Source organism: Catenovulum sp. 2E275 (assembly GCF_025515275.1).
Classification (GTDB): Bacteria; Pseudomonadota; Gammaproteobacteria; order Enterobacterales; family Alteromonadaceae; genus Catenovulum.
Genome location: NZ_JAOPFU010000004.1, coordinates 166,457 through 181,065 on the forward strand (window position 1 = coordinate 166,457; position 14,609 = coordinate 181,065).

The following is a 14,609-nucleotide window of genomic DNA, read 5'->3' on the forward strand; positions in this document are numbered from 1 at the left end:
GTTAAACCACCTGCTTTAAATGAGTTAAATAATGATTAGCGGCAAAATCAGCGGTGAATTCACGTAAATAACCTTCTTTCATCAGGCGTTTCACATTGTTTTGATATTGTGCGTAATGCTTTTCCAGCTGACGAAGCGCGACAAAAATTTCATCAATGGTTTGTTTAGCTACTTTGACTCCCGGCTGAACTTGCTCAAAAAAGCCATCCACCCCGGTATTTTGATGATATAAAATCGGACAACCGCAAGATAAAGCTTCAATATAAGCCATGCCAAAAGTTTCATTTTCAGCAGGCAATAAAAAGCCTTTACTTTGTTTCATTAAGTCTAAAATTTGTTGATGCGATACCTGCCCAAGCAGTTTGACCTGTTCAGTTAAACCAAGCTCGTCAATTAATGAACGAATGGTTTTTTCTACCTGCTCATCACCTGAGCCACAAATATTCAGTTTAATTTCAGTACCGGCTTGTTTAAGCTCTGCAATGGCCTCAATTAAAGGCAAAATACCTTTGCGCTTATATTGATGAAAACTCAGTGCGGTTAAGTATTCTGCTCGATGCTCCGGTAATTCTTTAAACTCTGGATCTATCTGACAAATATTGGCAAAACGCGCATTGTTTTTGTCCCGTTCAACATCCAGCTTTTCTTCCACTCTTTTTTTAGCCCAGGGGCTTACCCAAAATACAAAAGCGGCTTTTTGATAAATTTTCTGAAATAAGCGTTTGCAATCAAACAACCGCCCCAAATTATGTAAATCAGAACCACCTCTTACCGAAATTAAAAACGGTACATGCCATGAGCGACTTAAAAAGTAAGCAAATACCCCTTCACTAGTCATTTTGTGTGCATGAATTGCACTAAAACCGCACCTTGCTAATTTTTTTGAAATCAGCCAGCTCCATAAATACAAGGTAGGCGCATATAAAAAAGGCAGCGGTAAAGCCCAATAAACAATGCTCACCCCTTGCTTAAAAGTAGAAAACGATACTTTAAACGGATTAGAGGTACGGTTAATTGACAATACAAAATGTAAAGTACCGGCATCTTTTTGCTGGCTCGCCTGAATCAGGTTATAGACAGCTTTGGTATTCGGGAAAGGTCTGCCATCAGGATAGTCCTGATGGATATGCAAAATTTTCATCCATTGGCCTCTTGCGTACGAACAATTAAGTTTTCCAGATTTTGCCGGAATGACTCCACCGAAAATTTCTCGGCATTCTGACGCACTCTGGCGTAATCAAATGTTTGCTCCGAGCTTTCAAAATTATGTACTGCCTGAGTTAAGCTCTCAACCGTTTGTGCTTCAAAATGTATGCCAGAAACACCCGCACTAACAGTTTCTAAACTACCGCCTTTACCATAAGCAATGACTGGTGTACCACAAGCTTGAGCTTCAACCGGAATAATGCCGAAGTCTTCTTCTGCGGCAAATACAAATGCCCGTGCACCTTGCATGGTTTTAATAAGCACCTGATTAGACTGAAAACCCATTAACTCAATATTACTATGCCCCTGTGCTAGTCTTTTTAGCTTTTCCATTTCTGGGCCATCGCCTATTACTTTGAGTTTTTTATCCGGCATTTTAGTAAAAGCTTCAATCACCAGATCAATGCGTTTATATGGCACTAAGCGTGAAGCGGTTAAATAATAATCTTGTTTTTCGCCACAAAATTGAAATTGAGATAAATTAACCGGCGGATTAATTACCTCAGCTTCGCGGCGGTAACATTTAAAAATTCGCTTTTTAATAAACTTAGAATTGGCAATAAATAAATCGACACCATTTGCGGTGCGGATATCCCAGATTCTAAATTTGTGTAAAAAATAACGCACTATCATCGACTTTAAACCACGGGTTAAACCGCTTTCTTTTAAATACTGTGCTTGTAAATCCCATGCATAACGTGCCGGTGAGTGACAATAGCTCACATGCGTTTGCTCAGGACTGGTGATCACTCCTTTGGCAACACAATAACTTGATGAAACAATTAAGTCGTAAGCTGATAAATCAAATTGCTCAATTGCCAGCGGAAAAAACGGAAAATAATTACGATACTGTGTTTTAGCAAACGGCAATTTTTGAATAAAAGAGGTATAAACTTTATTTCCTTTTAGCCAATCCCGGCTGTCTTGCGGCAAATAATCAACCAAAGTGTAAATATCTGCATCTGGGTAAAGCGCCAGAATTTCTTCTAAAACTTTTTCGGCGCCACCATTTACTACTAACCAATCGTGGATAATCGCAACTTTCATTTTACTTCCTTCATAATCAATTTTGATTTTGCGTTATTCTTATATGTGTCCCACATATAGATAAATAGGTAAATCACTAATAACATTAAGAAAAAGCATAAGATTTCAAACCAAACTGCGGGTTTGTATAACTTCGCCAGAACAGATGGTAAATACAGGGTGTAATGCAATACATACGCAACTAAAGTATTACGTCCAATCACCCCTAAAATATAAGTTAACGAGTCAGGACAAATTTTTCGCTCAATTAAAAGCGCTAATAACATCACTAACATTAAGCTCACCCCAGCGTACAAGGTCAGGTAAAAAAAGTGAGGCGGCGCTTTAAAAGCAGCAATGGCTAAATCATGAATTGGCTGGTTGCTTAGATAAGCGATCCCGCTGGCACCAAGCACAAATAAAACAGCGGCAAGTGGTAAAAATACTCTGACTCGCTCGGCATTTGATTCAACTGAAAAGTAAAATTTACCCGCTAACATGCCAAAAGCAGCTAATGTCATTAATGGGAAAAATGGATAAACATCAAAAAATAGCAACTTAAACAAGCCAACATTTTGATATTCAACAAAATGAGTTCCAATAAAATAAGCACAGCTATACAGCACTAGCCAAAATACAATATACAATTGTCCTTTTAGCTTATTTAACAGCCAGATATTGATTGGTGCAAAAGCCAGCGCAATTAAATAAAACGTTAGGATTTCACCACCAATAGAAAAGCTTTGATATAACAAAATATCCATCAAATTTTCAGCCTGCTTAGGAAAGCGGGTTGCTGAAATTAAGACAATAATTTCTCTGGCAATAAAGATTTGAACCAATCGCTTAAATAATTTTTGATTATAAAAATCTGCAATTGAATTTTTTGCAATCAACTTTCGGTTAGCCACAAAATAAGTAAACCCAAAAGTGAATACAAAAAATGGCGTTGCCACTCTTAAAAACGCTTGTAGCAATTCGAGTATATCTCTGGAAATAAAATTCCGACTTTCCAGTGCGCTCACATAGTGAATAGCAATCAATAACAAAATTGCCATTCCTCTACATGAATCTAACCATTTAATTCTGGACATTAAACTAACCTTTACCTTTTCCAAATTTTAATTTGCCGGAGCGAATTAACTTCCCTAACCTAAATAATCTTTACGGATTTTTTGGCATCCGTGTTACCTATTAACTTTCCTTATGCCGTCACTCTACGTCCGAGAAAACAACGGCTTAACAAACTTTTTTTAGTAAATAAATAATGCAAACCTAATGGACATAACAGCGCAATTAAGCTGACAATCATTAAGTTTTGCTGCAAATAATGTTTAGTTAAAAAATGAAACGGTTGGTGCAAATACATAATGGTTAATGAGGCCGCACCGAGCGGACATAACAACCGTGCAATCCCTGTTGCTTGGACTAACTTTTGGCATATAAACATAATGCTTAAACTGGCTGAAACAGCGTATAACATCACTAATGAAATTGAGTTGATTTGGGCAAATTTCATATCTAACTGATACCACTGAGGCGCAATGAACAAATGTACAGATAAACCCATCCAGAGCAGAGCAACACAATAACCCACAACAGCACTGTCAAATATGTGTTTTTGACGGCAAATAAACCCTAAATAAAACAAAGGCAAAGACAAAGTAAGCGCATTTAAACCTAACCACCAAGAGGCTGTTGAACTTGCCGTAAAGTTAATCCAGTATTGGATCAGCAATAGCAACCCCATCACAGCCGTTAAAGCCGTTGGATTTAAATACTTTTGTAATGCTGCAAAAATAGATTGAGTAGCCAATAAACAAGTCACAAACCAAAATACTGTCATTAATCCGGTTAAATAAGTGCCGCCTTTAACCGCGTTAACCCAGAGCTGGATCAAACCAGCAAAATCGGCATGTAAAATCGGCTTTAAAGATAAAGTGGTTGTAAATATTAATAAAAATGTGATGTACGGGATCAGCAAAGACAATGATTTTTTATTGATATACTCAGACAAACCATAGTTCGGGTTAAATAAATAACCGCTTAAAATAAAAAACATTGGCATGTGAAATAAATAAATAACTTCGCTTAGTTGGTTTTGGTAAACATGCCCTACCACAACCAATGCAATCCCTATCGCTTTATAAATATCAATTGCTTTAGTGTGCACCATAGCAAATACCTCAATACGCTTTATTCTTGTTTTAATTTTTATGACTATCTTTTAGCTATCAGTTAACCAGCACAGTAAACGCACACAGAGCTGCAATTAATACATGGTTTTAACTTTGCCGGTCAGCAAAAATTTAAGTTTTCCGTATTTATCTATAAAATTCAGATACTTGTTGTAATAAACTGCTTTACCTAGTGGCAAACAAAATAAAGTTGTTAATAATCCGGTGATTGCCAAACAAGCATTTTTTGCCACATAAATACATTTTTGAGCTGCACTTTGCTGGCTAAATCTATATTTACTGTAGGTTGCGCCAATGCGCATTTTGCGAGTAATTAAATAACCTATATTCAGTCTATTTTTTTCTACTTCTTCACTGACTAAAGCATCATCACAATAAACAATTTTGCATCCGCTTAGGTGTAATCCATTAAAAAACTCGGCATCTTCACCACCGGTGCGGCCATAAGATAAATCAAAGCGGCGACCATTAATTTTAGCGGCATTAATCAAAGTACAATTGGCTGCACAACTGGTTAACACTTTGCCGTTTGCATGGCGTTTTCTGTCAAAAAAACCACCTTCAATAATCCATTTTTCAGTTCCCGCCGGATAAGTAGAATGCACTCGCCCACACACAATATCAGCCTGATATTGCAGTGCCGAAGAATATAAATTAAGTAGCCAGTTTTCATCCGCTACTTCATCATCATCCATTAAGGCAATCCATTCACCGCTGGCTTTGTCTAAACATAAATTGCGCGCAGCTGAAATGTTTTGCTCATTTTGGGTTAAGTAATAAAGCGGATATTTGAAATCGATTCTCACTTGCTCAATCAGTTCTTTAGCAAATTGAGCTGAATCATTATCAACTACAATGACTTCCAATGAAGCCAGTGGCGGTAAGTTAAGTCGATTTATACTCGCCAGCGTATTCACTATATGCGCGCGTTTATAAGTACAAATACATACCGAAATTAACATAAAGTATCCTTTCTTCAATCAAGCCACTTGCTAGATAACAAGCGGGCTTAAAGTTAAAACTCTGGTTTACACAAATAATTTAAAGACTCTACTTCTATTTTTAAGGTTTTGTTTAATAAACGTTTTTACCAACAAACCCTTTATAGAAGGTGTAAAACACAATTTTAAAATCCATCCATAATGACCAGTTTCGAATATAGTCCAAATCAAACTGAATACGCATCTGCATTTTATCTAATGTATCCGTTTCACCACGCCAGCCATTAATTTGTGCCCAGCCGGTAATACCTGGTTTTACTTTATGTCTCAGCATGTAGTAATCCACCACTTTGCGATATTGCTCATTGTGCGCAACCGCGTGTGGTCTTGGCCCAACAACAGACATAGTGCCTTGTAATACATTAATAAACTGAGGTAATTCATCTAAAGATGTGCGGCGTAAAAATGCCCCAAACCAAGTGACACGGGCATCGCCTTTTTTAGCCTGAGTTACAACATCACTGTTTTCAGTTACTGTCATGGTTCTGAATTTCCATATTTTTATCCGTTTGCCATCCATACCATATCTGTCTTGTTTAAAGATCACCGGGCCTCTTGAGCTTAATTTAACGCCCAGCGCAATAAACATCATGGGGATAGCAATAATCGATAAAATAATGCTGGATAAAATCACATCTTCAATTCGTTTAATCATTGAAGCGCCGCCATGCATTGGTGTGTCATACACACTCACAGTTTGGATTTCACCAACATGCGCCATGCGAGAATGTAATAAGTTGTAGGTAAAGAAATCTGGGATGACATGAACATCTAAAGTGGTATCGCCAAGTGCCAATAAAATGCTTTCAACTTTATCTTTTAAACTGAGCGGCAGAGCAATAAACAGTACATCTAAGTCACCGGCTTTGGCCTGTTCAATTGCATCTTCAACTTTTCCTTTATACCAAGCATGATAGGTTTTACTGAATCGCTCCGGAGACCTATCATCATAAATTGCGCTCAGCTGATAACCCGTTTCTGGATGTTCTAAAATTTCCTGTGCTAGTTTTTTACCCGATTCAGTGACCCCGATAATACCAACAGAACGGGTATTGATTCCTTTTTTACGAATAGCAAATAAAAAATAACGAAACAAAACACGCCACGATACCAGAGAGGCTAAACTTAGAACTAACCAACTTCCCAATGCAAGACGTGAATAATAATCAGCTGTTTTAGTAAAAAAGATAAGTAATAAAACCGGAATTAACATTACCAGCCAGCTTATGCAGGTGTAGAACAAGATTTCTTTTAATGCCCCGGCTCGCCATGAGCGATAAAGCCAGAATGCCTCGGCCGTAAAAAAATATCCTATGCTGGCGGTCAGTGCTAATACGAAATATAAAAAGTCGTATCGCACATCAAGTAGGTAACATGCCACTAATAAAGTGATTTGAATAAAATATAAATCAACCGCCCTGTACATAAAAGCAAACTGATTAATATTGTTTCTGACAAATCCTTTCGAAGCCACGATGACTCTCCCCCTAGGTAACAATATAATTTATTAAATAATTCAAATCATGATTAGTACTACTCACCTCTAATTAAAACTCGAAATTGACAAATTTTATGAATAGATAAGCTAAGCACTAAGAATTTCAAAAATATTAAACTTAATTGACTAAACCATTATGTTTTTAGCAGTACCCAAATATTGGTACCAAACAGTGAATAATTCAGAGGCCTAGATCTAACCAATAAATACTTTGTAATTCAAAAGCTCAGTTTCATTTTTTAGAGTTCAGTCACAAGATTTTTAAAAACTCAAATTAAACAGTAACTTATGACATTGATGAAATTTTGTTTGGCCGTTGAACCACAAACCACAACCATTCCTGACAAAGATAGTAATGCATAAAACAAACCAGAGACTGACCATAACCCACAAAAATATAAATGACCAAAAGTTCAATTAATTAAACATATCAATATCATTAACTTATATTTTAATAAACGAGTTAGCCAACTTAGAAAAAAGAAAATGACAACAACAAAATGACCATTCGTCTTACTAACTACTATCACAATAAGAGTGCAAGTCTAGCTAAACGAGTGCCTAAAATGGACAAGAGGTTAAAAATTAATCTTTAAAAACAAAAGCTTAAAATCGAAAAAGTTAAAATAAAAACATCTTTTTTGGTTTAATGAAAAAGAAATGTAACAAATAGATGAATGGAGTTTTATTAAATAACAGGCAGCCAATAAATTAAATTTTACCGCTGCCTGCTTGATGCGCGAATGAGCCTAATTACAAACTAAATTGCGCTTTTATGGGGAGAAAATATTTTTCTAAATCGATTCTAATCGGCATAAAGTAGCAATTAGAGTCGTGTTTTTTACAATGATTTAATACATCAATTGCAAATTGGGTGTTCCATTCGTAGTCTGGACGAAAATCTTTTGGAAAAACCACTTTATTTACGTTCTCCCAATAAAGCTTACTTTTTTCAGTAATAACAGGTGAAACACCCCAATATACTCTATCTGCCGGAATAAAATCTGAGTATACGTCTAATAAGCGCATATCAAAAAATGGCTGAGATAAAATAAAATCACAACCAGCTTCAAATTTATCGTGAATATAATCTTTTTCTTCTTTAACACCACTTCGATATGGGTCAAAACCACAATAAATTTCGATTGATGGAAAATCTTTACGGATTTGTCTAACCATATCAACAACATGAGTCCGGTAAATTTTGTGTGAACGATCAGGTGGTGGATCGCCCGTTACAATTAAGACTTTATCCAGCTCTTTTGCTTCTATGATTTGCTGTAAACGGGTTTCTTTTAAATCAAAATCAATTGAACGAATGTGAGGAATAAACCGGTATTTTTCGCGGTTCACATAATCAACGCCATCCCAACTACGAATGGGCAGTCTTAATAAATCCGGTACATTGATCGTATCAATAAAAGGCAGTTGCTCTGCAACAAAGTTCAACTGCTCATGTGTTGCTTCAGCTGTTCGTGGAACAACCTCAAATGAAATATTCATAAACGAAAGTCTTGCTTATTTCCTGATTAAACTTTTAATTTTCGGTTAAATAACTCAACCGACATTTGATAAACCTGCATCGCTAACGCGGCATCGTATCTGTCTAACCCTTCATCACGCATAAATGCGTGAGCAGCATTAAACTCGTGCCAGCTAAAGTTTGCCCCAGAATCAATTAAATTGTGGTGAACTTTAAAACGACCTTCATTCGGAACATGCGGATCTTGCTTACCCCAAACCATTAATAACTCACCTTGAATGTCTTTGGTGCGACTTAATGAGTCATTTCCGGCATCACTAGGTAATGTGCTGGAGTGAATATCAGTGGCATATAAACAAGATGCAGCCAAAATATTCGGGTTAATTGCCGCGCGATACGCTAAATGTCCGCCAATACAAACCCCCATACTCCCAACTTTACCTGTACAGTATGATTGTTGTGCTAAAAACTCGATCATCGCTTGGGTATCTGAATCATGCGATTCCAGTGGTTTAGCAAATTTATCGGCATTGCCTTTATCTTTACCTTCATCGTCATAACCCAAAACAGTACCAATTGGATTTAACTCATGAAAAACCTCTGGTACTAAGACAACAAAACCATGACCTGCCATAATAGCTGCTGAACGTGCAATTGGCGCAGTTTGTTGAAAAATTTCTGAATAATAAATAATTGCCGGATATTTCCCCTCAGCCTGCGGACGATAAATATAAGTACGCATCGTGCCGGTTGGGGTTGGTAAATCCACAAATTCAGTTTGAATAATCACGTCAGCTATCCTTTAAAGTGCAAAATTAGCCGCATTATACAGAAACTCAGCTTGAGATTGTGTTTTTTTTATAAACCCAAGCTGCGTATAAAAAATGTTGATATAAAATAAATTTAATCGGCTCATGTAGATTGCTGGCAACATACTTGCTTAATACCACAATTGTGAACTTATACGTTTAACTTATGCACCATAATTAGACAGGAAACATATCAAGGAGAATTATATGCCAGCTCAGCAACTCATTCACGAGCTTATTGAAACCCATAAACTTCCTGCTCACTTTAGCCAAATTGTCGAGCACTACTATTTACCTTTATGTGCCCGCTTGGTTCAGCTTAAAAAGGCTAAATCAGATACCTTATATGTTGCAATTAATGGTAGCCAAGGCAGCGGAAAATCAACGATGGCTGCTTTTTTAACAGATTTACTCAATAAAATCTGGCAACTCAAAGTGGCTAACTTATCAATAGATGATTTTTATTTAACCCGCAAAGAACGCAAACATTTAGCTGAACATATTCACCCATTATTAATGACCCGCGGTGTACCCGGTACCCACGATATTCCACTGGCTTTGCAAACCTTAAAAAAACTGGCTAATCCTAATAAATCCGTGCCGGTTGTGCGCTTTAATAAAGCAATAGACGACAGAGCCAATGAAACTCAGTGGAGCTATATTGACGGACCTGTCGATATTGTAATTTTAGAGGGCTGGTGTATGGGCATTGAAGCCCAAAGTGAAGCTGATTTATACACCCCAATTAATAAGCTTGAAAGTGAAGAAGACAGTAATGCTAAGTGGCGACATTATGTAAATGATCAACTCATGAATCACTACCCCAACCTATTTAAACAATTTGATTATTTAATTATGCTAAAAGCGCCCAGCTTCGATTGTGTATACCAATGGCGCAAGCGTCAGGAAGATAAACTTAAAGCCAATGCAGGATTACAAACGCATGTTATGTCAGAGCCAGAATTAAAACGCTTTATTGAACATTATCAAAGATTAACAGAACATGCGTTAACTGAATTACCAACTAAAGCCAATGTGGTATTTAACTTAGACGAAAGCCAACATTTTACCCAAGTAACAGGACTGCATTAATGTTAAATCCAAACTACCAGTTAATGATATTTACCGATATGGACGGTACGTTATTAGATCATGATACTTACTCATGGCAACCGGCAATAGCTAGGCTTAGCCAATTGAAACTATTAAATATTCCAGTTATTTGCAATACTAGTAAAACCTATGCAGAAGTAACCCAGCTACACCAAAGTTTAAGCTTGGATGCGCCTTTTATTGTTGAAAATGGCTCGGCCATTTTTTCACCCGCACCAAAAAATAGCAGTTCCCAAAAACCAATTCCCGACAATAAAGCACTGCACCAACTTGGTTCAAAACGAGCAGAGATATTGCAACTTTTAACTCAATTAAGACAACAAGGCTATTTATTTGAGGGCTATAGTGACTGGTCTTTAGAGCAAATTATTCAACATACCGGCTTAACCAAACAACAAGCGCAAGAAAGTGCCACCCGAATTTACTCAGAGCCTTTAATTTGGCTGGATAGCGAAGCCAAAAAACAAGAATTTATTCAACAAGTTAACCAAGCTGGTTTTTCAGCATTGCAAGGCGGACGGTTTTTATCTGTGCAAGGTCAATGTGATAAAGGTCAGGCATTAAACTGGTATAAAGAACAGTTTGAGAAAGATAAACAAAAGCCAGTGATTACAGTGGCTCTGGGCGATAGTGCTAATGACATTGCAATGCTGGAAGCAGCCGATGTATCTGTCTGGATTAAATCGCATAAAGCCTTCCCAAGTTTAAAAAAATCAAAGCAAGTTTTCACGTCATCTAAATTAGGTCCGGATGGCTGGCAACAAACAATGGCACACATACTGCATTTATATTCAACAGATCAACTTGTTAAGCTGAGTTAATCTGATTTTTGTTTAAATTAAGTGTCATAAAAGTTTGCCATAGTGACATAGCAACTAAACTACAGATTAACAGGTATGTATAACAATACGCACAGCCGCGTACCACTACTTTAAGGAGCAATCATGGGCGATTTCTACCAAAACGGGGTTATTACAACTTTACACAACTTATCTCGCGATACCATTACAGTAGAAGAATTAGAAGCACAATTAGTCGAATTTGCTAAAGTCCGTCCTTTGTCTTTAGTTTTACCCTCTTTATTTTCTGAACTGCAAGGCCCTGCTTTAGCGAATATAATTGACGAAATATCTAAAGTTCCTTATCTCAAACAAATTGTGATTGGTTTAGACAGAGCCAGTGAAGAAGAATATAAATATGCGTTAAAGTTTTTTGCTAAGCTGCCACAAAACATCAAAGTATTGTGGAATGACGGTCCTCGCCTGCAAGCATTAGATGCTGAATTACAAGCGGCCGGTTTAGCCCCTAAAGAGTTGGGTAAAGGCCGAAATGTCTGGTATTGCCTCGGCTATGTATTAGGCTCGGGTGAAGCCGAATCAGTCGCCTTACATGATTGTGATATTTTAACTTACGACAGAAAAATGCTTGCACGTTTATTGTATCCGGTCGCCAACCCAAACTTTAACTATGAATTTTGTAAAGGTTATTACGCCAGAGTTGCAGACGGCAAAATTAATGGCCGAGTAAGCCGTTTATTAGTTACACCGCTGCTGCGTGCCCTGAAAAAGATATTTGGTAACTTAGATTATTTAGAATACCTGGACAGCTACCGTTATCCGCTAGCTGGTGAATTTTCATTCCGTACAGACGTGATCAACGATATTCGTATCCCAAGTGACTGGGGACTTGAAATTGGTGTGCTCTCCGAAATGGATAGAAACTACTCCAATAACCGTTTATGTCAGGTTGATATTGCAGATACTTACGATCATAAACATCAAGATTTATCACAAAATAATGATGATGGTGGTTTATCTAAAATGTCGATTGATATTTCCAAAGCCATTTTCAGAAAACTAGCAACCAATGGGGTTGTATTTAATAGCGAAACTTTCCGCTCAATAAAAGCAACCTATTACCGGATTGCACTGGATTTTGTTGAAACTTACCGTAACGATGCCATTATCAATGGTCTTAATTTCGACATTCATAGCGAAGAAATGGCAGTTGAATTATTTGCCCATAACATTTTAAAGGCTGGTTTGCATTTTCTTGAAAATCCAATGGAAACCCCATTTATTCCTAGCTGGAACCGGGTAACAAGCGCGGTACCAGATATAGCTCAACGCATGATGGATGCCGTGGAGCAAGATATGGCCCAGTATGGTACGGATAATTAGCAAGGCAGGTAATCAAAGCACAGCAATCATAATCCGTAGCCTAACCGAGTGCGTGTATTAATACTGTTTTCATCAGTTAATTTTGAATGTTGTTAATTGTAGGTCGGCGTTTACGCCGTGAAACACAATATAGCGGCATAAAACGGGCTAAAGCCCGAACTACAATGTAGATACTAGGTTAGGCTAAACATCTGTAATTTTTCAACGGAGCTTATTATGGCAGAGCAAACTATTTCGGAATTAAGCCACAGAATTAAAACCCATATTGAATTTATTTACCCTAACTTAAATGCCGAAGATGTTTGCCAGCAACTACTTGGGTTAATGCGTTTAACCGATACAACCCCAACCCCAGCCAATCATCAAAATCACTGGTCACAGCAAGATATTATTGCAATCACCTACGGTAATAGTCTGTTAAAAGAAGGTGAAAAACCACTACAAACGTTACACCGTTTTTTTAATAAACATTTAGCTGGCACCATAAACAGCATTCATATTTTACCTTTTTATCCGTACAGCTCAGACGATGGATTTGCAGTAATGGATTATTCAAAAGTAAATGATTCTTTAGGTGATTGGGGCGATGTCAATGGTATTGCCAAAGATTACAACTTAATGGCCGACTTAGTTGTCAATCACTGCTCAAGCCGAAGTTTATGGTTTGAAAACTTTAAACAAGGCAAAGAGCCGGGCAAAAACTACTTTTTCACCGCCTCTGTAGATGATGATTTACAAGAAGTAGTACGCCCACGCACCAGCCCATTATTACGCGAAGTTGTCACGCCGCAGGGCACTCAATATGTCTGGTGTACTTTTAGCCATGATCAGGTCGATTTTGATTTTAGAAACATTGATGTTTTATACGAATTTATCAAAATCATCCGTTTATATTTAGATCACGGCGTTAAAATATTCAGATTCGATGCCGTTGCGTTTGTCTGGAAAGAAGCTGGCACAAATTGCATTCATTTAGCTCAAACCCATGAATTAATTCGATTAATGCGCTGCTTAGTAGAGCATTCAGTTAATGATGCTGTCATTATTACTGAAACCAATGTGCCCAATCACGAGAATTTGAGCTATTTTGGTAATGGCAACGAGGCGCATTGTGTTTATAATTTTTCGCTGCCCCCTCTGCTACTCAATACTTTAATTAGCGGCGATTGTCGGCACTTAAAACGCTGGATGATGACAATGCCACCATCACAAATGGGCACAGCTTATTTTAACTTTATAGCATCACACGACGGCATTGGTTTACGTCCAGCCGAAGGGTTATTAAATGAAGAAGAACTCGGCACTCTGGTTAATACCATCAGCCAATTTGGCGGTAAAGTATCGTGGCGAAGTGCCAACGGTATGCAAAAACCTTATGAGCTAAATATTAGCCTATTTGACGCCTTGCAAGGCACCTATAAAGGCCCAGATAAATATCAGATAGACAGATTTATTTGTGCTCATGCAATTATGCTTGCTTTAGAGGGCATTCCCGGCATTTATATTCATAGTTTGTTTGGCACGAATAATGATTATGAAAGAGTCGAAAATACCAGCCAAAACCGCAGTATTAATCGTCACCAGTGGCAGGTAGATAAACTGGAAGCTGAATTAACAAATCCGTATAGCCATCATTCCAAAGTATTTTCGCGCTTAAAAAGTTTAATTCATAAACGTACAGAGCAACCGGCTTTTCACCCAAATGCAGTGCAATTTACCTTGCAGTTAGGCGAGCAATTAGTTGGTTTTTGGCGACAAAGCCAAAACCGTAATCAAAGTATTTTCTGTATTTTTAATATCAGTGATCAGGAACAGATTATTAAAATGACAGATATTAACTTAATTGATACTGAAAGTTGGTTTGATTTAATTTCAGAGCAAGATATTGCCGATTTACATGGTGAATTAAAATTAGCACCTTACCAATCAGTTTGGTTAACTAACTGGCGAATAAATACCTAAACGACTTGGATATAAATTTAATTGGGGAATACTCAGTTATGGGTTATTCCCATAAATTAACTTGCCTTTCAATCGCTAAACACCTACCTTATAAAAATAATTAAACAAATCTTCAATTAACCAGAAAAATCAG

Annotated in this window: 12 protein-coding genes; 4 read left to right on the top strand and 8 right to left on the bottom strand. The window is 37.3% G+C overall.

The features are described 5' to 3' along the window. Window position 1: 1 nt before the first annotated feature. The 8 genes from N7931_RS04170 to N7931_RS04205 all read right to left on the bottom strand — a co-directional run bounded on the left by N7931_RS04170 (window position 2) and on the right by N7931_RS04205 (window position 9,202). Window positions 2–1,141 (bottom strand): glycosyltransferase, encoded by a 1,140-nt coding sequence (locus tag N7931_RS04170; protein ID WP_262792150.1) that lies wholly within the window; start codon window positions 1,139–1,141, stop codon window positions 2–4. Beyond that, window positions 1,138–2,253, bottom strand: a complete 1,116-nt coding sequence (locus N7931_RS04175; protein WP_262792151.1) for a glycosyltransferase family 4 protein — start codon at window positions 2,251–2,253, stop codon at window positions 1,138–1,140. The genes N7931_RS04170 and N7931_RS04175 overlap by 4 nt, the downstream gene beginning before the upstream one ends. Next, window positions 2,250–3,326 carry an acyltransferase gene (locus N7931_RS04180; RefSeq protein WP_262792152.1) on the bottom strand — a complete coding sequence of 359 codons (1,077 nt, stop codon included), beginning with the start codon at window positions 3,324–3,326 and terminating at the stop codon, window positions 2,250–2,252. Before N7931_RS04180 ends, N7931_RS04175 begins: the two co-directional genes overlap by 4 nt. Window positions 3,327–3,436: 110 nt before the next feature. Then, window positions 3,437–4,408, bottom strand: coding sequence for an acyltransferase family protein (locus N7931_RS04185; protein WP_262792153.1), 972 nt, complete (start codon window positions 4,406–4,408; stop codon window positions 3,437–3,439). Between the two features lie 96 nt (window positions 4,409–4,504). Beyond that, window positions 4,505–5,392, bottom strand: coding sequence for a glycosyltransferase family 2 protein (locus N7931_RS04190; RefSeq protein ID WP_262792154.1), 888 nt, complete (start codon window positions 5,390–5,392; stop codon window positions 4,505–4,507). A gap of 112 nt (window positions 5,393–5,504) precedes the next feature. Continuing rightward, the gene (locus tag N7931_RS04195; RefSeq protein ID WP_410369331.1) at window positions 5,505–6,908 is read right to left on the bottom strand and encodes an undecaprenyl-phosphate glucose phosphotransferase; all 1,404 of its coding nucleotides are present in this window, start codon (window positions 6,906–6,908) and stop codon (window positions 5,505–5,507) included. A gap of 774 nt (window positions 6,909–7,682) precedes the next feature. Next, the gene (locus N7931_RS04200; RefSeq protein ID WP_262792155.1) at window positions 7,683–8,432 is read right to left on the bottom strand and encodes a methylenetetrahydrofolate reductase; all 750 of its coding nucleotides are present in this window, start codon (window positions 8,430–8,432) and stop codon (window positions 7,683–7,685) included. A 26-nt stretch (window positions 8,433–8,458) separates the two neighbouring features. Then, window positions 8,459–9,202, bottom strand: coding sequence for a dienelactone hydrolase family protein (locus tag N7931_RS04205; protein WP_262792156.1), 744 nt, complete (start codon window positions 9,200–9,202; stop codon window positions 8,459–8,461). Between the two features lie 226 nt (window positions 9,203–9,428). Here N7931_RS04205 and N7931_RS04210 point away from each other — a divergent pair, with 226 nt between their 5' ends. The 4 genes from N7931_RS04210 to N7931_RS04225 all read left to right on the top strand — a co-directional run bounded on the left by N7931_RS04210 (window position 9,429) and on the right by N7931_RS04225 (window position 14,476). After that, window positions 9,429–10,313, top strand: coding sequence for a hypothetical protein (locus N7931_RS04210; protein WP_262792157.1), 885 nt, complete (start codon window positions 9,429–9,431; stop codon window positions 10,311–10,313). Continuing rightward, window positions 10,313–11,155 (top strand): HAD-IIB family hydrolase, encoded by an 843-nt coding sequence (locus tag N7931_RS04215; protein ID WP_262792158.1) that lies wholly within the window; start codon window positions 10,313–10,315, stop codon window positions 11,153–11,155. Before N7931_RS04210 ends, N7931_RS04215 begins: the two co-directional genes overlap by 1 nt. Before the next feature lie 123 nt (window positions 11,156–11,278). Beyond that, window positions 11,279–12,514, top strand: a complete 1,236-nt coding sequence (locus N7931_RS04220) for a glycosyl transferase (protein WP_262792159.1) — start codon at window positions 11,279–11,281, stop codon at window positions 12,512–12,514. Between the two features lie 216 nt (window positions 12,515–12,730). Beyond that, window positions 12,731–14,476 (top strand): sugar phosphorylase, encoded by a 1,746-nt coding sequence (locus N7931_RS04225; protein WP_262792160.1) that lies wholly within the window; start codon window positions 12,731–12,733, stop codon window positions 14,474–14,476. Window positions 14,477–14,609: the final 133 nt, after the last annotated feature.